Origin of the sequence: Pseudomonas sp. CBZ-4, assembly GCF_000346755.1 — a bacterium.
GTDB lineage: Bacteria > Pseudomonadota > Gammaproteobacteria > Pseudomonadales > Pseudomonadaceae > Aquipseudomonas.
In genome coordinates this window covers 1-23,985 of record NZ_ANNV01000137.1, presented here as the reverse complement: position 1 = coordinate 23,985, position 23,985 = coordinate 1, and the positions used below count along the sequence as shown (strand labels likewise).

Sequence of the window (23,985 nt, the reverse complement as noted above, 5' to 3'; positions counted from 1 at the left end):
TGTCGCGCCTAGTCTAAACACTGATCAATCCGCCGGTGGTACAGCCCCATGAACGCCAAGCGCCCAGTCTGCGCGGCGCCCGCCCTTGATACAGCCGCGCCGGCCGCCAGCCAGAGCTACCAGTTTTGCAATCTCGAACACACTGAAGTCGCCAGCACCGCGCTGGCGGAAGAAGTGGCGTTGGCGATTGCCTATAACGACATCAGCCAGGCGGTGATGCTGGTGACGCCCACCGACCTGGAAGACTTTATCGTCGGTTTCAGCCTTGGCAGCGGCATTATCACCGACGTTAGCGACATTTATGACCTGAAACTCAGCGGCTCCGGCTCAGCCCAATACGCTCAGGTGCAGATTTCCAGCCGTGCGTTCTGGAACCTCAAGCAGCAGCGCCGCCAATTGGCCGGCACCAGCGGCTGTGGCCTGTGCGGCGTGGAAGCGGTGGAACAAGCCCTGCCCGACCTGCAAGTACTGCCCGGCGCCCCGTTGCCGCCTGCCGAATGGCTCGACGGCCTGCGCCAGCGCATCAGTGCGTTTCAACCGTTGGGCCAGCACAGTGGCGCCGTACATGCCGCCGTGTTTATGAACAACAGAGGCGAATTGCTGCTGGGCCGCGAAGACATCGGCCGGCATAACGCCCTGGATAAGCTGATCGGCGCGCTGATCCGTCAAAAGATTCCGACCGACGGTGGCCTGGCGATTGTCACCAGCCGTTGCAGCCTCGAGCTGATCCAGAAAGTCCTGCGCGCGGGCATCCAGACCCTGGTCAGCCTGTCGTCGCCCACCGGCCTGGCCCTGCAATGGGCCCGCCGGCATAACCTCAATCTCATCCACCTGCCGCAGAAAAGTGCGCCGCGGGTCTACAGCCCTGCGATGGAGAACCAGCCGTGAGCAATCATAACCAAGCCGACCAAACCCCAACCCCGCGCTACAAGCCCTACAAAGGTGCGGCCGGCGGCTGGGGCGCGCTGATCAGCGTGGCGCAGGCCTGGCTGACCAGCGACAACGCCCTGAAAAACCTGCGCATGATGCTCAAGACCAACCAGAACGGCGGCTTCGACTGCCCGGGCTGCGCCTGGGGCGACTCGCCGGAAAGCGGCATGGTCAAGTTCTGCGAAAACGGCGCCAAGGCAGTGAACTGGGAAGCCACCAAGCGCCGTGTGGATGCAGCGTTTTTCGCCAAGCACAGCGTCACTTCGCTGACAGCACAAAGCGACTATTGGCTGGAATACCAGGGCCGCCTCACCGAGCCGATGCGCTACGACGCCGAGACCGACCGCTACCAGCCCATCAGTTGGGAAGCCGCCTTCGACCTGGTGGGCAAGCACCTCAACGCCCTGCCCAGCCCGGACATGGCCGAGTTCTACACCTCCGGCCGCGCCAGCAACGAAGCGGCGTATCTGTACCAACTGTTTGTGCGTTCGTTTGGCACCAACAACTTCCCGGATTGCTCGAACATGTGCCACGAAGCCAGCGGCGTCGCCCTGGCGCAAAGCGTGGGCGTGGGCAAAGGCACCGTGACCTTTGACGACTTTGAACATGCCGACGCCATCTTCGTCTGGGGCCAGAACCCCGGCACCAACCACCCGCGCATGCTCGAACCGTTGCGTGAAGCGGTGACACGCGGCGCCCAGGTGGTGTGTATCAACCCACTGAAAGAGCGCGGCCTGGAACGCTTCCAGCACCCGCAGCACCCGCTGGAAATGCTCACCAACGGCGACAAGCCGACCAACACCGCCTACTTCCGCCCGGCGCTGGGTGGCGACATGGCCATCCTGCGCGGCATGGCCAAGTTCCTGCTGCTGTGGGAACGCCAGGCCCAGGCCGAAGGCAAGGAAGCCGTGTTCGACCACGACTTCCTCAACGAACACACGGTCAACGTGCTGGATTACCTGGCCAAGATCGACGACACCTCGTGGGATGAAATCGTCGAGCAGTCCGGCCTGACCCTGGTGGAGATCGAGCAAGCGGCGCGCATGTACGCCAAAGGCAAGAACGTGATCATGTGCTGGGCGATGGGCATCACCCAGCACCGTCACTCGGTGCCGACCATCCAGGAAATCGCCAACCTGATGCTGCTGCGCGGCAACATCGGCCGCCCGGGCGCCGGCCTGTGCCCGGTGCGCGGCCACAGCAACGTGCAGGGCGACCGCACCATGGGCATCAACGAACGGCCACCGGTGGCGTTCCTCGACGCGCTGGAGCGCCGCTTCCAATTCCAGGTGCCACGGGAAAACGGCCACAACGTGGTGGAAGCGATCCACGCCATGCTCGAAGGGCGCTCCAAGGTGTTTATCGGCCTGGGCGGCAACTTCGCCCAAGCCACGCCAGACAGCCCGCGCACCTTTCAAGCCCTGCGCAACTGCGACCTGACCGTGCAGATCAGCACCAAGCTCAACCGCAGCCACCTGATGCACGGCAAGGACGCGCTGATCCTGCCGTGCCTGGGCCGTACCGACATCGACATCCAGGCCGATGGCCCGCAAGCGGTGACGGTGGAAGACTCGTTCAGCATGGTCCACGGTTCCAATGGCCAGTTGCAGCCGCTGTCGAAGCTGATGAAATCCGAACCCGCCATCCTCGCCGGTATCGCCGCCGCGACCCTGGGCAGCAAGCCGGTCGACTGGAACTGGCTGGTGGCCGACTACGGGCGCATCCGCGACCTGATCGCCGACACCATTCCAGGCTTCAAGGACTTCAACGAGAAGATCAAAAACCCGGGCGGTTTCTATCTCGGCAACTCGGCCGGCGCACGCCGCTGGAACACGCCATCGGGCCGCGCCAATTTCCGCGCGAACATCCTGCCCAAGGACCTGATCCACGAACGCACCCACGCCACGGGCCGCGTGCCGGACCTGATCATGCAGTCGATGCGCTCCCACGATCAGTACAACACCACGATTTATGGCCTGGACGACCGCTACCGTGGGGTCAAGGGTCAGCGTGACGTGTTGTTCGTCAACGAAGCCGACATCATCCGCCTGGGCTTCAAGCCGGGGCAGAAGGCGGACATCGTGTCGCTGTGGGAAGACGGCCGTGAGCGCCGGGTGAAAGGCTTTACCTTGCTGGCGTTTGATATTCCGGCGGGGCAGGCAGCCGCCTACTACCCGGAAGTGAACCCGCTGGTGCCGCTGGAAAGCACGGGGGATGGTAGCCATACGCCAACGTCGAAATTCGTCGCGATCCGTTTGGAAGCCGCAAGTGACAACGGCTTGATCATGGCGCGCACGGCGTAGATCTGCGGGCACCAAAAAGGCCGCTTTTGCATAAAAGCGGCCGTTCCGAAGAGTTAAAGACTCACTAAATCGACTTAAGTTCCCCAGTTAAAACAATAACTTAGCTAATTGTGCACAACTCGTGTTACTGGTCGGATTTCTATTGTCACCCTGTCGATACAGCCTCAGGATCGCGCCGTCATCCCCTTGAGGTTTCCCTGAATGAAGTTCTCCTCGATTCTCTTGTTGTCCCTTGGCCTGGTCAGTGGCGCAGCCATGGCCGGTGGCACCACCGAAGCCGGTGTAGGCGGCGCATTGGGCGGGGTTCTAGGTTCGGTCGTTGGCCAGCAGCTTGGCGGCAACACCGGCTCCACCATTGGCGCAGCCCTGGGCGGCGCAGGCGGTAGTGCGGTCGGTGCCGACAAACGCAGCCGTGGCGAAGCGGCCATTGGCGGCGCATTGGGCGCAGCGGGCGGCAACGTGGTCGGCCGCAGTGTCGGCGGCAGCACCGGCAGCCTGATCGGCGCAGCCGCCGGCGGTGGTGCAGGTGGTGCCCTGGGTAACTACATGGGCAACAAGAGCGACGACGATGATCGCCGTTCGCGCGACAACCGTCGTTATGATCGCGATGACCATCGTGGCCGTGGGCATGCCTATGGGCATCGCAAGAACAAGCATCACTACCGTCACCGGTAAGCCCACGATCTAAAAGGCACCGCAGGCTAAAAAATGTGGGAGCGGGCTTGCCCGCGATAGCGTCGTGTCAGGCAACAGATGAAAACCTGACACACCGCTATCGCAGGCAAGCCAGCTCCCACAGTTGGCTTTCATCGTTTGCAGAATTGGGGCTCAGACCACCAACCGCTGCAACGCCTCGCGCAACACCCCCGCAATCGCCACCGGCTGGTTCGACCCGCGCTCCACAAACACATGCACAAAGCGCCCCGCCGCGCAGGCGTCGTCTTCGCCCGCCTTGAACACCGCCAACTCGTATTGCACCGAACTATTGCCCAACTTGCCCACCCGCAGGCCGATCTCGATGTGCTCGGGAAAGGCGATCGATGCAAAGTAGTCGCACGCCGAGCTCACCACAAAGCCCACCACCTTGCCGTCATGAATATCCAGGCCGCCCTGTTCGATCAGGTAGGTGTTCACCGCCGTGTCGAAGAAGCTGTAGTAGGTGACGTTGTTCACATGCCCGTACACATCATTGTCGTGCCAGCGCGTGATGATCGGCTGGAAGTGAAGGTAGTCGGCACGTTGGGGCACTGAGTCGGGCATCGGGGGCATCTCGTGTAGATGGGTTTAAAGGTCCTGCAAATGGGCTGCGGCCCACTGGCGTACCTCGGCATATGGATAGTCTTCCAGCGCAGCAAAACCCGGAATACCCCGCGCCTTCAGCTTGGTAAACAACGGTACGCTGATGCCGCCAAGGAACCGCGTCAGGCGTTCCGCTTCGGGCAGTTGGCCGGTGTGCTGATGATGCCTGTGGATAAAATCCCCGCACAGCCCCATGAAGTTTTTATCCACAAGCGGCGGCAAAGCGGGCGGCGGCGGCAAGTGCGCAACATTGCCGTGGCAAACCGAGCAATGCCCGCAGCGCTGCGGCGCGTTTTCATCACCGAAATACTGCGCCAGGCGCTGGCCCAGGCAGCGCTCGGTGGCAAACAGGTCGAGCATGGCGTGAATGCGCGCCACCTCGCCGACCTCGTGCTGCTTGAAGCCTGTGTATAACTCGGCGCTCAACGCCTGTGGATCAAATCCTGTGTCCAGCAGGCTGTAGACCTCGGTCATCTGCTTGCTTTCCAACTCGATCAGGCCCTGCTCCTGGAAGTAATCCAGGGCTTTCACCACGCGGTCGCGTCCGGCGTTGTGCTGTTGATACAGCGCGTCGAAATCCACCGTGGCCCAGGCCCTGGCGCGCTTGCACACCTCGACGATCGCCGCAACAAACTGCTGCCGCTCGCCGCTAAACCGTGCCAACAAAGCGTCGGGCTCGATCAGGTACTTGAAGCGGTATTCCGCATAAAACGCGTAGCGCGGCGCGATCACGCCCTTGAGCTCCAACTGCACCAACAGGGTCTTCAGCGGCAGCTCGCGGATGTTGCTGTGGTCCGACAGCGAGCGCAGCAGAAACTCCCACTGCCCATCGCCCCGCGCCGCCTGCAACGCCTCCAGCACACGGCGAATGCCGTCCTGCTCCGGCGTATCGCCATACACGAAGTTTTCCAGCACATTGAGGCTGTCGCGGTTGGCCAGCACCAGGCAGTCGGACGGCTGCCCATCACGCCCCGCGCGGCCGATCTCCTGGCTGTAATTCTCGATGGATTTGGGCAGGTCGAAGTGCACCACATTGCGGATATCACTCTTGTCGATGCCCATGCCAAACGCGATGGTCGCGACGATGCAGTTGGAGCGCCCGCCCATGAAGCGCTGCTGGATACCCTCGCGTTTATCGTGGGGCAGACCGGCGTGATAGGCCTCGGCCTGAATGCCGTTGCGATTGAGATGCTCGGCAATCTGCTCGGCGGTTTTTTGCAGGGTCACGTAGACGATGCTCGGCTGGCCCGCCCGCTCGCTCATCCACTGCACCAGGCGTCGGCGCTTGTCCGCCCCACTGACGGGCTCCACCAGCAGGTTGAGATTGGGCCTGTAGAAGCCCGTGGTGACCACATCGTTTGGCGCGATGGCGAACTTCGCCTGCATGTCGGCGATCACTTTGGGCGTTGCTGTAGCCGTCAACAGCAAGGCTTGTGGGATATTGAACTGACGCTGGTAGTCCGGCAGCTTCAAATAGTCCGGACGGAAGTTGTGGCCCCACTCGGAAATACAGTGCGCCTCGTCCACCACCAACAGCGAAATCTGCACGCTTTGCAGGAAATTGCGAAAGCGCTCGTTCTTCAAGCGCTCCACGGAAATCATGAGGATCTTCAACTCGCCCGAACGCGCACGGGCCATCACGTCATTGGCGTCTTCGCGGCTCTGCGCCGAGTCGATGCTGCCCGCTGAAATGCCATGGCGTTGCAGGAAACCCAGCTGGTCCTGCATCAACGCCAACAACGGCGACACCACCAGCGTCAGGTGCGGCAGCAGTACGGCCGACAGCTGGTAACACAGGGACTTGCCTGAGCCGGTGGGGAAAATCGCGGCGGCAGAACGGCCGGCCAGTACAGCGCTGACCGTCTGTTCCTGGCCCAGACGAAACTGTGGATAACCAAAGACCTGCTGGAGGGTGTCGTGCATCGGCTGTCGCTCCATTGACCGCTGAGTTGGCTTGAAAACATAGCCCGGGAAGTTCAGCGGATCGAGAAAGGTCGCATGGAAAAAAGAGACAGGATGATACACAGGGTGAGGGATGGCCCAGGGCCGAAGTGGGATGTTTCACCAGGTTTTGCAGGAACACCACAAACCAAATGTGGGAGCCAGCTCCCACACAAGCTGACTCCCACATATCAGTTTTGAGCTATGGCTGAATCAGCGGTTCTTCACACGCTCAATCGCCGTGTCATACACCGGATTGGCCTTTTGCTCTTTCGCCAACTGGTAGTGACGCAACGCATCCTGGAACTGCCCGGCCGCTTCATAGATCCGCGCAATGTTGTAGTAAGACCCGGCACGCACGGTCGCCGCATTGGCACCCGACGCCAACGCGATGGCCTTGCGGTTGGCCCAGATCGACTCGGCAGTGTTGCCGGCTTTCTGATACGCCAAGCCCAGGTTGCCGTAGGCCTTGCCGAAGCTGTTATCCAGATCGATGGCCTGGCGGAAGAACTCAATCGCCTGATCCAGGTTACCCGCCTGGTAGGCCGCTTCGCCTTTCAGGTTAAGTTTCTTCGCATCAGCCTGTACGGAAGAGCTGACAACCACTTCAGTGACGGCCACGCTGTCATCCAGCAACGGTTTGACTTCGTTCAGCACATTCGCCGCATCCACGGTGACGCCGGTGAAGCTGTTGATGTCCTGGAAGTCGCCGCTGCCGGTCATGCGGAACACGGTCCACAGGTTGCCGGTGCGGTTTTTCGGCACGTAGTAGGTGCGGACCAGGGATTGCCCCATGTACACGAACACCTTGGCTTCGCTGTCGGACAGCTGGCTCGAATTCGGGTAGGACTGGTTGGAGTAGTCATGCACGGCATACACGTAGCTTTCGCCGTAGTGTTTTTTCTGCAGGGTGATGGTTTCCGGGCCGTAGCTATCGGTGTCATCCACGTCCAGCTCGGCATCAGTGCCCTTTTTGCTGGCGTAGTAGATGTTGTTGCCCGGGAAAATCATGTGGGAGTCGAGGTCGGAAGGGTTGCGGCCCCAGGTCAGCACGACGCGCAGGCCGTCGAGGTTTTCCATCACCGGGCTGATCGCGTAGGTCATGCCCTTGCATGGGCACTTCACCACCAGGTTGGAATAGCCGGGTTTCTTGATGATCAGCAGGCTGCTGCCATCATCGGCGGCCGCGCTGGTGAGGACCACCTGGCCTTGGGCGTTGGTGCGGCCCACGACGTTTTGCGCGCCGTTGCGTTGCAGCAGCACTTCGGCGTCGGCGATTTTCTGGTCCTTGACCACTGCACTGAGCACTTCAATCGGCAACTGGTCGGCCTGGACTGAAAACGCGACCGCACACAATGACATCGCCGAAGCGACACGAAGCAAACCCATGCTTAACTCCCTTTAAGTAGTGGGCAAAATCGCCCTACAAGATTTTGCGCTGCAACATACGCTGAATTCAGCGAGCTGGCAGTTTTTTTGTACAAAATGTGACGTGGTTTTTATCGCGCCTGCCCTCGGAAGCATTGCGCTACAATCAAGCCTTGCCACCCCGGAGTACGCTGCGATGAGCGAACTGACGTTTGAGCAAAAACAGGATCATTACCACAAGATCCGCCGTTCCAATTACCTGGCCAGCCTGCGCCTGGAAGGGTTCGACACCCAACCGGCCGACGTCGACAAACCCCTGCCGACCCGCGAAGCCGTCCTTGCCAAGTACCGCGACACCCCACGCTGATGCTCGACAAATATGGCGTGGGCCAGGACCCGTACTGCTATCCCGGTAGCAGCGTGCTGCGCAACCGCCTCGATTTGCACGACGAAGCCCGCCTGCACCAGGCTGAGCGGGAACTCTCCGAAATCGCCGTAGGCAACCTCCCGCTCTTCCCACCGCCCTACGACCTCGATCGCCTGCAACACATCCACCGCGTCCTGTTTGGCGACCTCTACGACTGGGCCGGCGAACTGCGCAGCGTCAACATCCAGAAAGGCGACACCCTGTTCTGCACCCCGGAACGCATCCCACCGGAAGCGGCGAAAATCATCCGGCATATGCAAGAGGCCAACTGGTACGTCGGCGCGACCCAGGCCGAGTTGGTGACGCAGATTGCCGAGGCGTACGGCGACCTCAACGTCATTCACCCCTTCCGCGAAGGCAACGGCCGCGCGCAACGGATCCTGTTTGAGCAGATCATTGTGAATGCGGGCTTTTCAGTGAACTGGTGGCTGGTGAAACACGCCGCGTGGGTGCCGGCGAATATTGATGCGGTGGCGTGTGATTATCGCGGGTTGGAGGCGATTTTCGAGCGGTGTATCAGCCGGCCTGCCAGCAGTTAATCGTTCCCCGCCACGCCGCTAAACCTGTGGGAGCTGGCTTGCCTGCGATGGCGGTGTATCAGCCGATAATTCCCTACCTGACCCACCGCCATCGCGGGCAAGCCCGGCTCCCACAGTTGGCCTACTTTTGCCTCTGAAATCACTGCCAAGCTACCAACGCCGGACACGGCTGTAAGAAACCGCCAGTCACCTCGCCGTCCTCTTCCGAAACTGCTTAAAACACTCAACCGCCCCTCTAAAAAACCCACATTCGCCTGACCGAAACTAGTGCCCTTTCCACGGCCTGGACAACACCCTGTGAACATCGAAAGGACTCAATACATCGGCCACTACGGCGTCACTTTCACCGTGCTGTGCTTTACCGTTTTACCCGCCAATCGGAACGCGCTGGCAAATCTCTGCCTACTAGAAGCTGGCGCGCCCACAAATAAGGTCCGCCAACAACTGGTGGATCTCTACGGAAAAATGCTTGCTCGCGATTTGCCTTGGAGGATGACCATCGCGATCACCAAACCGCTAACCCGACAGCAGGCGGATCTGTTCAATGAGCGCGGGACCATCATCGCTTTGCTGCTAGCGGGGGCTTTCAGCGCGCCAATTCACCCATTTTCAAAACCCGTGGCACGCGTCGCTGCCACAACTGTGGGAGTAATCACCAAAAGCTTCATTCGCACCTATCACGCAGGCGATGTGGTTATTGGAATTGAAGCGCAGGTCGATGGTGGGATAGGCCCCCAGCGCTCCATGTCTGCAATGGTTATTCCATTTATGGGGGGCATCACCCGATGATGGAGTACCTGCAATGGCTGATTTTTATTGTGTTGAACGTTGTCATCGACAACAAAATACGCGCGCAAAAGCTAAGGAAATATGTCGGTTTGTCTCTGCTAGCCACAGGACTAGCCTGTGCAATATGGCTCCCTTACTGGGCACACGAAGCCCAGTTGCCCAGCGTGCCGATAGGCGCAGTCCTATTAGGTTCGGGACTGTTCCTGGACCGCCACCGCTACAGTCGAACCAAATCCGCTCACCCACTGCTGGTGGCCCCCACGCTTAACTTGGCCGCCGATTTCCCAGACGACCCCCTCATGCGCCATCTTTTGCAACTCGTACATGAAGCTGTGGGCCTGCCCAAGCACCAGGCCATTAACCTCAATACCTCAATCAACCACGACCTCGGCTGTAGCAGTAGCGAGGCCAGACGATTGATGGCTGCGCTGAAACAAGATTTCGGTTTGAAACTCGGTGACTATAAAAACAACCGCTACTTCAAGCGCCGAGGTTTCGACGTCTATTTGCGGTATGTAGAAAGAGGGTGCGAAGGCAAGGCGCCACTCACCATCAACATGCTCTACCAAGCCATCAAAGCCAAACGCTGGGAGTCTGAGACGCTCGAAGCAATCGGTTACCAGATGTCATGAATATCTATCTGCAAACAGCCTTTTTCCTCGGCCTTTACTTGCTGCTGCATCTACAAGTCACAGACCCCACCCTCAGAAAGCGTTTCGCACTCACATTTCTCGTGACCGGGCTCACTTTGACGTTCCTACTACCCTACGTGGCGGTGATTCTCAGAATGCCCTTCCTACCTGTCTTCGTATTCTTGATAGGCTTGGCACTCTTCATCACCCGAAACAAATACCGCCTGCAACGCGACCATCCCCCTCACCCACTCCTGCGTGCCCCCACCATGAACCTCGCCGCCGACTTCCCCGAAGACCTCGCCATGCAGCAACTCCTGCAACTGCTGCACGAAGAAATCGGCCTGCCGAAACACAAAACCCTGCGCCTGCAAACCGCGATCAACTTCGACCTCGGTTGCGACAGTGTGGAGGCCAAGCAATTCATGGAAGCCGTGGAGGAGGAATTTGCCCTCGATATGGGCGACTACGACGCGTATCGCTACTTCAACCCACCGGTGTTCGATGTCTTCCTGAAACATCGCGCCAAGGGCCGTGGCGCCAAAATCCCGCTGACCATCGGCATGTTGTACCTGGCAATCAAGACCCACACCTGGGACACGCAACCCCTGGAAAACCTCAGCTGACCTCAACAACACAGAGACCCCACTGTGGGAGCGGGCTTGCCCGCGATGGCGGTATCAACTGACACACCGCTATCGCGGGCAAGCCCGCTCCCACATTGGATCTGCGCTAATCTGGCAAGCCACGCACGAACCAACAAGGACCTTACATGGACGTAACAATGGGCCTGCTGGCCGCCCTGCTCTGGGGTGGCACGGACTTCCTCGTGGGCCTCAACGCCCGCGCCGTCGGCGTGAAACGCGCGGTGTACTTCGGCCAAGCCCTCGGCTTTTTGATCATGACCCTGTTGCTGGTCATCTTCCCGGCCTTCCTCTTCAAGTCCCTCGACGCGCCGCTGAGCGTCTGGCTGCTGGGCATCGCCGCCGCCCTGCTCACCGTCTCCGGCGCACTCGCGCTGTCCAAGGCATTCGCCCTGGGCAAAGCGGCCATCGTCGCACCGCTGGTGACGTCCTACGGCGTAGTCACCACGCTACTGTCCTGGGCCAGCGGTGAGCACATCAGCCTGACTCAATTGGGCTGCATCGCCCTGTGCGTGATCGGCGTGATCCTCTCCAGCCTGCACAAGGACAACGGCGTCCCCCACAACAACCCACGGCTGTCCATCGCCTACGCCATGCTCGCCGCAACGCTGTACGGCACCAGCTTCTGGCTGCAAGGCCGATACACGCTGCCTGCGCTGGGGCCGATCAGCATGTTGTGGCTGGGTTACCTGGTGGGGCTGTGCGTGCTGGTGATGATGGTGCTGAAGATCAAGGATGGCCTGAAAATACCGCCACTGAAAAACTGCGCGACGCTGACCGGGGCGAGCCTGATGAACCTGGGCGGGTTCTCGGCGTTTTCGTGGGGAGCGATGGCGGGGTCAGTGTCGGTGGTGACGGTGATCAGTACGTTGTCGGGCGGGATTGCGGCGATTCTGGGGTTTGTCTTTTTCAAGGAGCGGTTGTCGGCGGTGCAGGTGCTGGGCGTTGTACTCGTACTCGTCGGCGCCGTGGTCTTGCACATCGCCGACTAATCACCCGCGCACAAAAAAGCCGCCTCACAAGAGGCGGCTTTTTCACGACAACCGAATCTTACAACTTAGGACCCGCAGCCTTGATCGCATCGCTCACTTCAAACTTCTTGAAGTTCTCGATGAACAAGCCAGCCAGCGCTTTCGCCGCTTCATCGTAGGCAGCCTTGTCGGCCCAGGTGTTGCGTGGATTCAACAGGCCGGTCTCAACGCCCGGTACGGCCAGTGGCACGTCGAGGTTGATGGTGTCGAGGTGCTCGGTTTCAGCACCGATCAACGCGCCGCTCTGGATCGCTGCGATCACGCCGCGCGTGGTCGGGATGTTGAAACGGTTGCCGACGCCGTAGCCGCCGCCGGTCCAGCCGGTGTTGACCAGGTAGACCTTGGAGCCGAAGCCGCGGATGCGCTTGATCAGCAGCTCTGCGTATTCACCAGCCGGACGCGGGAAGAACGGTGCGCCGAAGCAGGTGGAGAAGGTCGACTTGATGCCGCCGCCGGAACCCATTTCGGTCGAGCCCACCAGTGCGGTGTAGCCGGACAGGAAGTGGTAGGCCGCTTGTTCTTCGCTGAGGATCGACACCGGTGGCAGTACGCCAGTCAGGTCGCAGGTCAGGAAGATCACCGCGTTTGGCTCGCCGCCCAGGTTCTTCTCGGAACGCTTGGCAACGTGTTCCAGCGGGTAGGCGGCGCGGCTGTTCTGGGTCAGGCTGACGTCGGTGTAGTCAGCGTGCTTGGCGTCGTTGATCACGACGTTTTCCAGCACGGCGCCGTGCTTGATGGCTTTCCAGATGACCGGCTCGTTCTTCTCGGAGAGGTCGATGCACTTGGCATAGCAACCGCCTTCGATGTTGAACACCACGCCTTCGCCCCAACCGTGTTCGTCGTCACCGATCAGGTAACGGCTTTCGTCGGCGGACAGGGTGGTTTTACCGGTGCCCGACAGACCGAAGAACAGGGTTACGTCGCCTGCTTCGCCGATGTTGGCGGCGCAGTGCATTGGCAGCACGTCGGAAGCCGGCAGCAGGAAGTTCTGCACCGAGAACATGGCTTTTTTCATCTCACCGGCGTAACGCATGCCGGCGATCAGCACTTTCTTCTGGGCGAAGTTGAGGATCACGCAACCGTCGGAGTTGGTGCCGTCACGCTCTGGCACGCACTCGAAGTTGGCCACGTTGAGCACTTGCCATTCATCACGGCCGGCCGGGTTGTACTGGGCCGGGTTGATGAACAGGCAACGACCGAACAGGTTCTGCCAGGCAGTCTGGGTGGTCATTTTCACGGCGAGGTAGTGGTCTTCGGCCGCACCTACGTGAACGTGGGAAACGAAATGCTCTTGCGCGTTGTTGAAGGCCTCGACGCGAGCCCACAGGGCATCGAACTTGTCGGCCGGGAACTTGCGGTTGATCGGGCCCCAGGCGATGGCGTCCTGGGTAGTCGGCTCTTCAACGATGAAACGATCGACTGGCGAACGACCGGTACGGTGACCGGTTTCTACGACCAGCGCGCCAGTATCGGCAAGCACGCCTTCACCGCGCTGCAGGGCTTCTTTGACCAGATCGTCAACACTCAGATCGGTGTATACGGCGTTATTGGCTTGCGTCATGAGGTTCCCCGTCGGCCTATGGCCGAGTGCTCCAAACGTTTTGTAGTAGAAAGTTGCGCACTACTACCGCGAAAAAAGTGGGCCGGATTATGCCAGAAAAGCCCAAAAAGAGTAGGGCCCTCCCGTCAGAACTGCGCTAATCCGGCGTTTGTCAGGTGATTTACCTGTGCTTAAACGTTTTAGTGGCGGGTATCGGAAGGGGTGTCGATGCCTGCGCCGGCGAACAATTGCGTGACATCGGCAGCATCGAACAGGTAACGCTCATTGCAGAACTGGCAGTCGATCTCGATATGACCACCGTGTTCCACCACCAGGTTCTGTGCATCTTCCAGGCCCAGACTGACCAGCGCATTGGCCGAGCGCTCGCGTGAGCAGCTGCAATTGAAGCGCAGCGACTGTGCGTCGAATAGACGCACGGCTTCTTCGTGGTAGAGGCGGTGCAGGATGGTTTCGTTGCTCAGGCCCAGCAGTTCTTCCGCCGTAAGCGTGCCGGCCAGGGCGGTGAGGCCGCGCCAGCTTTCCGCGCGATCGTCGTCGTCCTTGATACGGTCGGCCGGCAGTTGTTGCAGCAGCAGGCCACGGGCGCGATGGCCGTCGGCGTTGAGCCAGAACTTGGTGCCCACTTGCTGGGACATCACGAAATAATTGGTGAAGCAGTCCGACAGGGTCTCGCCGTCGAGGTCGACGATGCCCTGGTAGCGCTGGCCTTCGGTCGGGTCGACGGTGAGCGCCAACACGCCGTTGGGCATCAGGTCGGACAGGGTCGCGTCCGGGGCGATCTGGTCGGCCTCGTAACGGGCCAGGCCACGGATGTCGCGCTCGCTGGAGCACTCGATCATCAGCAACGGGATCGGGCCTTCGGAACGGGCCTGCAGGATCAGCAAACCGTCGAACTTCATGGTGCCCACCAGCAGCGCCGCAGCCGCCATCAACTCACCGAGCAATTGCGCGACCGGCTCAGGATAGGCGTGCTTGGCGAGGACTTCGGCGTAGCTGCGCTCCAGCGACACCAGTTCGCCGCGGGCGTCGGTCTCGTCGAAGATGAAGCGTTGGGTGAAGTCGGTATCCGGTAGATCAGTCATAGGTCTGGGTATCTGAATTGAAGAATATTGACGCGAAGATGCTGCAGTTTATGAACAAACCGAGGCAGATCCAAGCCAAGTGACGCTTTGGGCGATTGCCGGTGACCTCAGTCGTCGTTTCCGCTGCCGCGAAACTTGAACAGGTCGCGACGCTGTTTCTTGCTCGGTTTGCCATCGGTGGTCATACCGATGGCACCGGCCTTGCGCATCGCTGCCGCATTTTCGCGCTTGGCGATGCTGGCTTCGGTTTCGGCGTACAGCGCCTGGGCTTCACGCGCACCACGGCGTACAGCGGAAAGCGCCTGTACTACGACAGTCTTTTCATCAAACCCTGTACGAATCTGGAACTCATCTCCGACGCGCGGTTCCTTGCCCGGCTTGCAGCGCTCGCCGCGATGGTGCACCTTGCCGCTCTCGATGGCGGCCTTGGCCAACGCACGGGTTTTATAAAAACGCGCCGCCCATAGCCACTTGTCCAAACGGACCTTTTCTTCCTCTTCCTGCTTTTGAGCCACTTGAATTCCTCGCTCTGAAAAATGTCGCAACTTTACCGTTGAAACCCTTCGACGCATAAACCTCAAGGCTCACCTAAGATACGCCAGGCGGTTGGAGTTTTACGTGACTTTCCATTGCATCGACTGATTACCGGCACCTGAGCGATATCTGTCGCCATTTGCCGAATATTCTGCGTGAATACCGCGAATTCGGCGCCACCCCTTCACGGATGGTCGGGGATTGTCACAATCCATGCGCAGTTGGACGTTACTGTCCTCGAAGACTACGAAACATTTCTGAATGACCGGTTACCCATATTGAAGACATTTGACCATTTGACCGTTGTGGGTCTGCGTGAGTGGGTGGCACTTCCCGACTTGGGAGTGGCTGGCCTGCGCGCCAAGATCGACACCGGCGCCAGCACCTCAAGCCTGCATGCCACCGATATCGAGCCCTTTGAGCGCGACGGTGAGAACTGGGTGCGCTTTACCGCGCACCTGGGCAGCGTGGTGCAATTGCGTCACCGCCGCTGTGAAGCGCCCCTGGTGACGATGAAAACCATCAAGAGCTCCAACGGCCATGCGCAGGTGCGCTATGTGATCAGCACCACCCTCGCGCTGGGTGATCGGGTATGGCGGGTGGAGTTCACCCTGGCCTGCCGCAAAGCCATGCGTTACCGCCTGTTGCTCGGCTCCAAGGCGCTGATTGACGGCCAGTTGGTGGTCAATCCCGGCGTCAAGTACGTACAAGACAAGCCGGTGTTCCCGGTCTCTACTATTTCTGCCCCAGGTGCTGCATGAAGATTGCTGTGCTGTCGCGAAACCCGCGTCTGTATTCCACCCGCCGCCTGGTCGAGGCCGGCACCGAACGTGGCCACGAAATGGTGGTGATCGACACGTTGCGTGCCTATATGAACATTGCCAGCCACAAGCCGCAGATCCACTACCGGGGCAAACCCCTGGAGGGCTTCGATGCGGTGATCCCGCGTATCGGCGCTTCGGTGACCTTTTATGGCTGCGCGGTGCTGCGCCAGTTTGAAATGATGGGCGTGTTTCCCCTCAACGAATCGGTGGCCATCGCGCGCTCGCGGGACAAACTGCGCTCGCTGCAACTGCTGTCACGTCGGGGTATCGGCCTGCCGGTCACCGGTTTTGCCCACTCACCGGACGACATCCCCGACCTGATCGAGATGGTCAACGGCGCACCGCTGGTGATCAAGGTGCTGGAAGGCACCCAGGGCATCGGCGTGGTGCTGTGTGAAACCGCGACGGCGGCAGAGTCGGTGATCGAGGCGTTCATGGGCCTCAAGCAGAACATCATGGTGCAGGAATACATCAAGGAAGCCGGCGGTGCGGATATCCGCTGCTTCGTGGTGGGCGACAAGGTGATTGCAGCGATGAAACGCCAGGCCAAGCCGGGCGAGTTCCGCTCCAACCTGCACCGTGGCGGCAGCGCCAGCCTGATCAAGATCACCCCGGAAGAGCGCATGACCGCGCTGCGGGCGGCCAAGGTCATGGGGTTGAGCGTGGCAGGTGTGGATATCTTGCGTTCCAACCACGGGCCGCTGGTGATGGAGGTCAACTCATCGCCCGGCCTGGAAGGGATTGAAACCACCACAGGCAAGGATGTGGCGGGGATCATCATTCAGCACTTGGAGAAGAATGGCGGACCGAATATGACGCGGACCAAGGGCAAGGGCTGAATTAGACAGACACCACAAAAAACTGTGGGAGCTGGCTTGCCAGCTCCCACATTTGATTTGCTGTGATTGTTAGACCGCGTCCCTGGGCAGCATCAGACCCAACGGCAAACGCACCCGCGCTTCCAGGCCTCCGCCTTCACGGTTGCGCAACTCAACATTGCCGCCATGCATCGAGGCAATCCGCCGCACAATCGCCAGCCCAAGGCCTGTGCCTTTGCCACCCCGGGCACGGTCGCCACGGGTGAACGGGTTGAAGATGCCTTCCAGCTCCGCCGGGTCGATCCCGGTGCCGCGATCCATCACGCTCAGCACGACGTAAGGCGCAGCACTGTCGCCGGACACGTACGCCGCCACTTCCACATCGGAACCCGCGTGATGCAAGGCGTTGCCGATCAGGTTGTTCAACAGGCGCTTCATCGACACCCGACGCAGTGCAAACGGCTGGATCGGCTCCAGGCGCATACGCACCTGTTCGCCATTCTGGTTGTAGGGCGCCACTACCTCACGCACCAGGTCCGTCAGGTCCACTTCCTCCACCACTTCGTCACGGCCATCCCGGATAAACGCCAGGAACTGGTCGAGGATCGCGTCCATGTCCTCGATATCCCGGACCATGTCGTCGGTGAGGTCGTTGTGATTGCCCATCAGTTCGAGTGACAAACGCAGTCGCGTCAACGGTGTGCGCAAGTCATGGGAAACTCCCGCCAGCATGAGCTCGCGCTCGCGCCCGGCCTGTTCGACATCCTCCGCCATCTGGTTGAAGGCGCCGTACACCTCGGTCATCTCGCTGGGCGTATCGCTGACCGGCAGGCGCACACTACGCCCCTGGCCCAGTTGGCGGGCGGCAAACACGAGGCGCTTGAGCGGTTGGTTGAGCTGGCGCACGAAAATCCACGCGGACGCGGTGGAAAGCAAGCCAATGGCCAGGAACCAGCCCAGCACGTTCCAGATCTTCTGGCCCCGCAACGGGTGCGGGTACAGCGGCACTTTCAGCCAATCCTCACCCAGGCTCGGCGCGCGCACCCACAACGCGGGCGACACATGCATGCGCAGCCGCACCTCGGTGTCTTCACCCAGTTCGGCCTGCATCTGGCGCTGGTAGATCTCGCTGTAGGGCCAATGCTGCTCCCCCTCCGGCACACCGGCGCCGGCAACGCGCACCAGGGTGGCGGCCTTGGCGATCTTCTCGCGGTTCTCAGGGTCGGCGGCCCAGTAGGCACGCAGCGTCAGGGCGACGCCGTGGCTGTATTGTCGATCCACCAGCACGTCTTCGTTCATCAACAGATAAACCAGCGTGAGTGCCTTGGAAAACAGGACGACGATCAGCACCAGCCAAAGGGTGCGGGAGAAAAAGCTTTGCGGGAACCACAGCGGGGTTTTCATAGAAGACAGCTAGACACCTTGCAGGAATGAGCGGCGCTCGCAGAATTGCAGACGCCGGGCATCCCGTCGACCCTCACGGAGCCGAACCCATGGATGCCCGTTCCTGCAAATCTTCGGTCACTTGGTTGCAGTGCCATCCGGCACAAACACGTAACCCACGCCCCACACGGTCTGGATATACCGTGGCTTGGACGGGTCCGGCTCGATCATCCGGCGCAGACGGGAGATCTGCACATCGATGGAGCGCTCCAGGGCGTCCCACTCCCGGCCACGGGCCAGGTTCATCAGCTTGTCGCGGGTCAGCGGCTGGCGTGCGTTCATGACCAGCGCCTTGAGCACGGCGAATTCGCCAGTGGTCAGCATGTGCACTTCATCGCCACGCTTGAGCTCACGGGTCGCCAGCGACAGTTCGTAGTCGCCAAACGTGACGCTTTCGTCTTCGCTGCCCGGTGCGCCTGGAACCGGCGGTGCCTGGCGACGCAATACGGCCTTGACCCGCGCCATCAGCTCGTCCGGGTTGAACGGCTTGGCCAGGTAGTCATCAGCGCCCAGTTCCAGGCCCTTGATGCGGCTCAGCTCATCGCCCTTGGCGGTCAGCATGATGATGGGGATCTGGTTGTTCGCGCTGCGCAGGCGCTTGCAGGCGGTCAGGCCGTCTTCGCCCGGCAGCATCAGGTCGAGGACGACCAGGTTGAAGACTTCGCGCCCCAGCAGACGGTCCATCTGCTCGGTGTTCGGCACCGCGCGGGCACGGTAGCCCTTGGAGTTGAAAAAGCGCTCCAGCAGGCTGCTCAGCCCCGGATCGTCGTCAACGATGAGAATTTTTTCGCCTTCAGCAGTTTGTGCAGTGCTGCTCATTGGATGCTCCTCTTGGCTCGGCGCGCATTATGGCGTAGCTGCCGTTATACGCACCGTGTGCATTGTTAGCAGATTTTTCCTCTACTGCCAGCGAACCCGCGCCCTACAACCTCTGGCACAGTCCCCCCAAGGGCAGAACGCTGGTTATAATGCGGCGCCTTCGTGCAGGGCAACGTCAGATCGTTACCGTTTACTGCCGGGCTTTTTTTACCCGCTTGTCGTGATTTTTTCGATTTCGAGGGTCAATAGGCTGCCTCTTGACCCAGGCAGCGGCGCCAGTCGGGCCGCTCAACCAGCCGCGCAAGGCCTTGTTCTACGGGCCTGCGGGCTGCTTTCAGAATTTCAGGTGGTTTTATGGACAGCATCAACAGCCGCATCGCCGAGGAACTCGGTGTACGCCCGCAACAGGTCGAAGCGGCCGTCGCTCTACTGGATGAGGGCTCCACGGTACCCTTCATCGCCCGTTACCGTAAAGAAGTGACCGGCAGCCTCGACGACATCCAACTGCGTCACCTGGAAGAGCGCCTGCGCTACCTGCGAGAACTCGACGAACGGCGCATCAGCATCCTCGCCAGCATCGAAGAGCAGGGCAAGCTGACCCCGCAACTTGAGCGCGACATCAAGCTCGCCGACACCAAGACCCGCCTCGAAGACCTCTACCTGCCGTACAAGCAGAAGCGCCGCACCAAGGGCCAGATCGCCCTGGAAGCCGGCCTCGGCGAGCTGGCCGACGGCCTGTTCAACGACCCGTCGCTGACCCCGGACACCGAAGCCGCACGCTTCATCGACGCCGAAAAAGGCGTCGCCGACGTCAAGGCCGCCCTCGAAGGTGCCAAGTACATCCTCATGGAGCGCTTCGCCGAAGACGCCAGCCTGCTGGAAAAACTGCGCACGTACCTGAAGCAGGAAGCCATCCTCAGCGCCCGCGTGATCGCTGGCAAAGAGGAAGAAGGCGCCAAGTTCCGCGATTACTTCGAACACGACGAACCACTCAAGAGCATGCCGTCCCACCGTGCGCTGGCGATTTTCCGCGGCCGCAACGAAGGTATTCTCAGCTCCGCGCTGAAAGTCGGCGACGAACTGCCGGGCACCATGCACCCGTGCGAAGGCATGATCGGTCAACAATTCGGCATCCAGAATCAGAATCGTCCTGCGGATAAGTGGCTCGGTGAAGTGGTGCGCTGGACCTGGAAGGTCAAGCTCTACACCCACCTCGAAACCGACCTGCTCGGCGAACTGCGTGACGGCGCCGAAACCGAGGCGATCAACGTCTTCGCCCACAACCTGCACGACCTGCTGCTGGCCGCACCGGCCGGTCCGCGTGCGACCCTGGGCCTCGACCCGGGCCTGCGTACCGGCTGCAAGGTCGCGGTGGTCGATTCCACCGGCAAGCTGCTGGACCACGCCACCGTGTACCCGCACGTGCCGCACAACAAGTGGGACCAGACCCTGGCCATCCTGGCCGCCCTGTGCGCCAAGCACTCGGTGGACCTGATCGCCATCGGCAACGGCACCGCCAGCCGCGAGACCGACAAGCTGGCCGCCGAACTGATCAAGAAATACCCCGCCATGAAGATGACCAAAGTCATGGTCTCCGAGGCCGGTGCATCGGTGTACTCGGCGTCGGAGCTGGCGTCCAAGGAATTCCCGGACCTCGACGTGTCGATCCGTGGCGCGGTATCCATCGCTCGCCGCCTGCAAGACCCGCTGGCCGAGCTGGTGAAGATCGACCCGAAATCCATCGGCGTCGGCCAGTACCAGCACGACGTGTCGCAGCTGAAACTGGCGCGCGGCCTGGATGCGGTCGTGGAAGACTGCGTGAACAAGGTCGGCGTGGATGTAAACACGGCCTCCGTCGCGCTGCTGGCGCGTATCTCCGGCCTGAACAGCACCCTGGCGCAGAACATCGTCACCCACCGGGACGAAAACGGCGCGTTCAAAACCCGCGCGGCGCTGAAAAAAGTCGCACGCCTCGGTGAAAAAACCTTCGAACAGGCCGCTGGTTTCCTACGCGTCATGAACGGCGACAACCCGCTGGATTCGTCCGCCGTCCACCCGGAAGCCTACCCGCTGGTGCAACGCATCGCCGCCGAGACCGACCGCGACATCCGCTCGCTGATCGGCGACGCCGCGTTCCTCAAGCGCCTGGACCCGAAGAAGTACACCGATGAAACCTTCGGCGTACCGACCATCACCGACATCCTGCAAGAGCTGGAAAAACCTGGTCGCGACCCGCGTCCCGAGTTCAAGACCGCCGAGTTCCAGGACGGCGTCGAAGACCTCAAGGACCTGGAGCTGGGCATGATCCTCGAAGGCGTGGTAACCAACGTGACCAACTTTGGCGCGTTTGTGGATATCGGCGTGCATCAGGACGGTTTGGTGCATATCTCTGCGCTTTCGGAGAAGTTCATCAAGGACCCGCGTGAGGCGGTGAAAGCCGGTGATGTGGTCAAGGTCAAGGTCATGGAAGTCGATATCCCGCGCAAACGCGTCGGCCTGTCGATGCGCATGAGCGACACCCCTGGCGAGAAAATCGACGGTGCCCGTGGTGCCCGCCCAGGCTCGGCGCCGCGCCAGTCGCAGAACCGCTCCGAAAACACTGCACCACGCAAGGAAACCGCGACCGCCGCGCCAAGCAACAACGCCATGGCCTCGCTGTTCGCCAACGCCAAGCAGTTGAAGAAACGCTGATGCAGATCCCGGCCGGCTTGACCCAGAGCGCGTTCAGCGAACTGATCGGCTGCCGCCTGCAACGCCTTGAAGAAGGCGTTGCCGAGGTGGCCCTGAGCCTGGAGCCGCACCTGCGCAACCGCGCGGGCAAGCTGCATGGCGGGGCGATTTTCAGCCTGGTGGACATTACGATGGGGCTGGCCTGTTCCAGCACCCATGGTTTCGACCAGCAGAGCGCGACCATCGAGTGCAAGATCAACTACATTCGCGCCGTCGAAGACGGTGACGTGCTGTGCACCGGCCGGGTGATTCACGCCGGTCGACGCACCCTGGTGGTCGAGGCGGATGTGTACCAGGACGACAAACTGGTCGCAAAAGCACAAGGCACCTTCGCTGTCCTATAGCTCCCCACCCTCGATTTGAGTTAATTTCGGCGCTGCACTAAACAGCGTCGGAATTTTCTTGCTGCGCTATAGCCAAATTCATGGAGTGAAGTCGGCTTTTTCAGAGCGGGTCAAATCGACTCTAGACCAGGCGATCACGCCAGTTTTAACTTCACCCTTGTAGACCGTCCTGCCCACCCCCATATTGGGGCGACTGACGCGTGAAGGAATCCAACTTGAGCGAACTTCTCAACCGCCGCCTGGCTTTGCTCGGCAAGCGCGAACACCTCTCCCTGCTAGAGCAGTGCTTGCACGGCATCGAGCGCGAATGCCTGCGCGTCACCGGCGAAGGCCGCCTGGCACAAACGCCGCACCCCGAAGCCCTGGGCGCCGCGTTGACCCACGAACAGATCACCACCGACTACTCGGAATCGTTGCTGGAGTTCATCACTCCCGCCCTGCCAGACCCGGCCGATACCCTGAGCAGCCTGGACAAGATCCATCGCTTTGCCTACACCAAGCTCGGCAGCGAATACCTGTGGAGCCCCTCGATGCCGTGCCCGCTGCCGGCCGAGGAAGACATTCCGATTGCCTACTACGGCACGTCCAATATCGGGCAGCTCAAGTACGTTTATCGCAAGGGCCTGGCCCTGCGTTACGGCAAGACCATGCAGTGCATCGCCGGCATCCACTACAACTTCTCCCTGCCGGAACAGTTGTGGCCGTTGCTCAAGGAGACTGAAGGATTTGTCGGCACCGACCGCGATTACCAGTCCACGGCCTACATCGCCCTGATCCGCAATTTCCGCCGCTACAGCTGGCTGCTGATGTACCTGTTTGGTGCGTCGCCGGCCCTGGACGCCGGCTTCCTGCGCGGTCGCTCGCACCAGCTCGAAGTCCTGGACGCCGACACCCTGTACCTGCCGTACGCCACCAGCCTGCGCATGAGCGACCTGGGTTACCAGAGCAATGCCCAGGCCGGCCTCACGCCGTGCTACAACGACTTGAACAGCTACACCGACAGCCTGCGTGAAGCGGTGGCAACGCCCTACGCGCCGTACGTCGAAATCGGCACGCACAAGGACGGTGAGTGGGTGCAGCTCAACACCAACATCCTGCAGATCGAAAACGAGTACTACTCCAACATCCGCCCGAAACGTGTGACCTACACCGGCGAGCGACCGATCCAGGCGCTGATGGCCCGTGGCATCCAGTACATCGAAGTGCGCTGCCTGGACATCAACCCGTTCCTGCCGATGGGCATCGACCTGCCGGAGTCGCGCTTCCTCGACGCGTTCCTGCTGTACTGCGCGCTGAACGACAGCCCGCTGTTCGCCAGCAACGAGTGCGGCAACGCCACGTCCAACTTCCTCAGCGTGGTCAAGGAAGGTCGCCGTCCGGGCCTGCAATTGCAGCGCGACGGCCAGCCTGTGGGCATGAAGGAATGGGCCACCGAGTTGCTGGAGAAGATCGCCCCGCTGGCCGCTTTGCTCGATGAGAGCCACGGCATCACCGAACACAGCCAGGCGCTGGACGCCCAGCTGGCGAAGGTCCAGGACCCGTCCCAGACCCCGTCGGCCCAGGTGTTGGCGGCGATGGCCGAGCGTAAAGAGAGCTTTGCGCAGTTCTCCCTGCACCAGAGCCAGGTGCATGCCGAGCATTTCCGCAGCGAACCGCTGCCGGCCGATGAGCAAGCGCACTTTGAAGAACTGGCGCGCAAGTCGCTGGCACAGCAGGCAGAGCTGGAGCAGAACGAGGTGGGCGACTTTGATGTGTTTGTCGGTTCCTACCAAGCCAGCATCCTGGCGATCAGCAACTAAAGCCTGACTCCTGTGGGAGCTGGCTTGCCTGCGATAGCGGTGTATCAGTTGGCATCTGTGCTACTGACCCACCGCTATCGCAGGCAAGCCAGCTCCCACATTTTCCTGCGCCAGACTGAAGATCTGGC

General features: G+C 60.9%; 22 protein-coding genes. 14 read left to right on the top strand and 8 right to left on the bottom strand.

The window, feature by feature from the left end:
• The first annotated feature begins 48 nt into the window (after positions 1 to 48).
• The 3 genes from fdhD to B348_RS0118525 all read left to right on the top strand — a co-directional run bounded on the left by fdhD (position 49) and on the right by B348_RS0118525 (position 3,908).
• Positions 49 to 888, top strand: a complete 840-nt coding sequence (gene fdhD, locus B348_RS0118535; RefSeq protein ID WP_017737567.1) for a formate dehydrogenase accessory sulfurtransferase FdhD — start codon at positions 49 to 51, stop codon at positions 886 to 888.
• On the top strand, positions 885 to 3,233 hold the full coding sequence (locus tag B348_RS0118530; RefSeq protein ID WP_017737566.1) for an FdhF/YdeP family oxidoreductase: 2,349 nt from the start codon (positions 885 to 887) through the stop codon (positions 3,231 to 3,233). Before fdhD ends, B348_RS0118530 begins: the two co-directional genes overlap by 4 nt.
• Before the next feature lie 201 nt (positions 3,234 to 3,434).
• Positions 3,435 to 3,908: a glycine zipper domain-containing protein gene (locus tag B348_RS0118525; RefSeq protein WP_017737565.1), complete on the top strand. Its 474-nt coding sequence runs from the start codon at positions 3,435 to 3,437 to the stop codon at positions 3,906 to 3,908.
• A gap of 153 nt (positions 3,909 to 4,061) precedes the next feature.
• Here B348_RS0118525 and B348_RS0118520 read toward each other — a convergent pair whose 3' ends face one another.
• From B348_RS0118520 to B348_RS0118510, 3 genes are all read right to left on the bottom strand, one after another.
• On the bottom strand, positions 4,062 to 4,493 hold the full coding sequence (locus B348_RS0118520; RefSeq protein WP_017737564.1) for a thioesterase family protein: 432 nt from the start codon (positions 4,491 to 4,493) through the stop codon (positions 4,062 to 4,064).
• Between the two features lie 24 nt (positions 4,494 to 4,517).
• On the bottom strand, positions 4,518 to 6,455 hold the full coding sequence (locus tag B348_RS0118515) for an ATP-dependent DNA helicase RecQ (protein WP_017737563.1): 1,938 nt from the start codon (positions 6,453 to 6,455) through the stop codon (positions 4,518 to 4,520).
• Positions 6,456 to 6,686: 231 nt separating this feature from the next.
• Entirely contained in the window at positions 6,687 to 7,862 is a 1,176-nt protein-coding gene (locus B348_RS0118510) for a tetratricopeptide repeat protein (protein ID WP_017737562.1), read from the bottom strand.
• A 175-nt stretch (positions 7,863 to 8,037) separates the two neighbouring features.
• Here B348_RS0118510 and B348_RS1000000131115 point away from each other — a divergent pair, with 175 nt between their 5' ends.
• From B348_RS1000000131115 to B348_RS0118480, 6 genes are all read left to right on the top strand, one after another.
• A complete protein-coding gene (locus B348_RS1000000131115; RefSeq protein ID WP_017737561.1) occupies positions 8,038 to 8,208 on the top strand; it encodes a YhfG family protein in 171 nt (56 codons plus the stop codon).
• On the top strand, positions 8,208 to 8,807 hold the full coding sequence (locus B348_RS0118500; protein WP_017737560.1) for a putative adenosine monophosphate-protein transferase Fic: 600 nt from the start codon (positions 8,208 to 8,210) through the stop codon (positions 8,805 to 8,807). The genes B348_RS1000000131115 and B348_RS0118500 overlap by 1 nt, the downstream gene beginning before the upstream one ends.
• 297 nt (positions 8,808 to 9,104) lie before the next feature.
• Positions 9,105 to 9,596, top strand: a complete 492-nt coding sequence (locus B348_RS0118495; protein WP_017737559.1) for a hypothetical protein — start codon at positions 9,105 to 9,107, stop codon at positions 9,594 to 9,596.
• Positions 9,593 to 10,228: a DUF1493 family protein gene (locus B348_RS1000000131110; RefSeq protein ID WP_017737558.1), complete on the top strand. Its 636-nt coding sequence runs from the start codon at positions 9,593 to 9,595 to the stop codon at positions 10,226 to 10,228. Before B348_RS0118495 ends, B348_RS1000000131110 begins: the two co-directional genes overlap by 4 nt.
• Before the next feature lie 269 nt (positions 10,229 to 10,497).
• A complete protein-coding gene (locus tag B348_RS0118485) occupies positions 10,498 to 10,854 on the top strand; it encodes a DUF1493 family protein (protein ID WP_026136882.1) in 357 nt (118 codons plus the stop codon).
• Positions 10,855 to 11,000: 146 nt separating this feature from the next.
• Positions 11,001 to 11,864, top strand: a complete 864-nt coding sequence (locus B348_RS0118480) for a DMT family transporter (RefSeq protein ID WP_256204454.1) — start codon at positions 11,001 to 11,003, stop codon at positions 11,862 to 11,864.
• A 58-nt stretch (positions 11,865 to 11,922) separates the two neighbouring features.
• On the opposite strand, the gene B348_RS0118475 is transcribed toward B348_RS0118480, so the two are convergent.
• From B348_RS0118475 to B348_RS0118465, 3 genes are all read right to left on the bottom strand, one after another.
• Entirely contained in the window at positions 11,923 to 13,464 is a 1,542-nt protein-coding gene (locus B348_RS0118475) for a phosphoenolpyruvate carboxykinase (RefSeq protein WP_017737555.1), read from the bottom strand.
• 179 nt (positions 13,465 to 13,643) lie between these two features.
• Positions 13,644 to 14,546, bottom strand: a complete 903-nt coding sequence (hslO, locus tag B348_RS0118470) for an Hsp33 family molecular chaperone HslO (protein WP_017737554.1) — start codon at positions 14,544 to 14,546, stop codon at positions 13,644 to 13,646.
• Positions 14,547 to 14,653: 107 nt separating this feature from the next.
• Entirely contained in the window at positions 14,654 to 15,061 is a 408-nt protein-coding gene (locus B348_RS0118465) for an RNA-binding S4 domain-containing protein (RefSeq protein WP_017737553.1), read from the bottom strand.
• A gap of 315 nt (positions 15,062 to 15,376) precedes the next feature.
• Here B348_RS0118465 and B348_RS0118460 point away from each other — a divergent pair, with 315 nt between their 5' ends.
• Both B348_RS0118460 and rimK read left to right on the top strand, forming a co-directional pair.
• Positions 15,377 to 15,841 carry an ATP-dependent zinc protease gene (locus B348_RS0118460; RefSeq protein WP_371105900.1) on the top strand — a complete coding sequence of 155 codons (465 nt, stop codon included), beginning with the start codon at positions 15,377 to 15,379 and terminating at the stop codon, positions 15,839 to 15,841.
• Entirely contained in the window at positions 15,838 to 16,743 is a 906-nt protein-coding gene (rimK, locus tag B348_RS0118455) for a 30S ribosomal protein S6--L-glutamate ligase (protein WP_003187674.1), read from the top strand. The genes B348_RS0118460 and rimK overlap by 4 nt, the downstream gene beginning before the upstream one ends.
• 69 nt (positions 16,744 to 16,812) lie before the next feature.
• On the opposite strand, the gene B348_RS0118450 is transcribed toward rimK, so the two are convergent.
• Positions 16,813 to 18,126 (bottom strand): ATP-binding protein, encoded by a 1,314-nt coding sequence (locus tag B348_RS0118450; protein WP_017737551.1) that lies wholly within the window; start codon positions 18,124 to 18,126, stop codon positions 16,813 to 16,815.
• Positions 18,127 to 18,243: 117 nt separating this feature from the next.
• Positions 18,244 to 18,984 carry a two-component system response regulator OmpR gene (ompR, locus tag B348_RS0118445; RefSeq protein ID WP_017737550.1) on the bottom strand — a complete coding sequence of 247 codons (741 nt, stop codon included), beginning with the start codon at positions 18,982 to 18,984 and terminating at the stop codon, positions 18,244 to 18,246.
• Between the two features lie 354 nt (positions 18,985 to 19,338).
• Here ompR and B348_RS0118440 point away from each other — a divergent pair, with 354 nt between their 5' ends.
• The 3 genes from B348_RS0118440 to gshA all read left to right on the top strand — a co-directional run bounded on the left by B348_RS0118440 (position 19,339) and on the right by gshA (position 23,857).
• On the top strand, positions 19,339 to 21,675 hold the full coding sequence (locus tag B348_RS0118440; RefSeq protein ID WP_017737549.1) for a Tex family protein: 2,337 nt from the start codon (positions 19,339 to 19,341) through the stop codon (positions 21,673 to 21,675).
• Positions 21,675 to 22,058: a PaaI family thioesterase gene (locus B348_RS0118435; RefSeq protein WP_017737548.1), complete on the top strand. Its 384-nt coding sequence runs from the start codon at positions 21,675 to 21,677 to the stop codon at positions 22,056 to 22,058. Before B348_RS0118440 ends, B348_RS0118435 begins: the two co-directional genes overlap by 1 nt.
• A gap of 215 nt (positions 22,059 to 22,273) precedes the next feature.
• A complete protein-coding gene (gene gshA, locus B348_RS0118430; RefSeq protein WP_017737547.1) occupies positions 22,274 to 23,857 on the top strand; it encodes a glutamate--cysteine ligase in 1,584 nt (527 codons plus the stop codon).
• Positions 23,858 to 23,985: the final 128 nt, after the last annotated feature.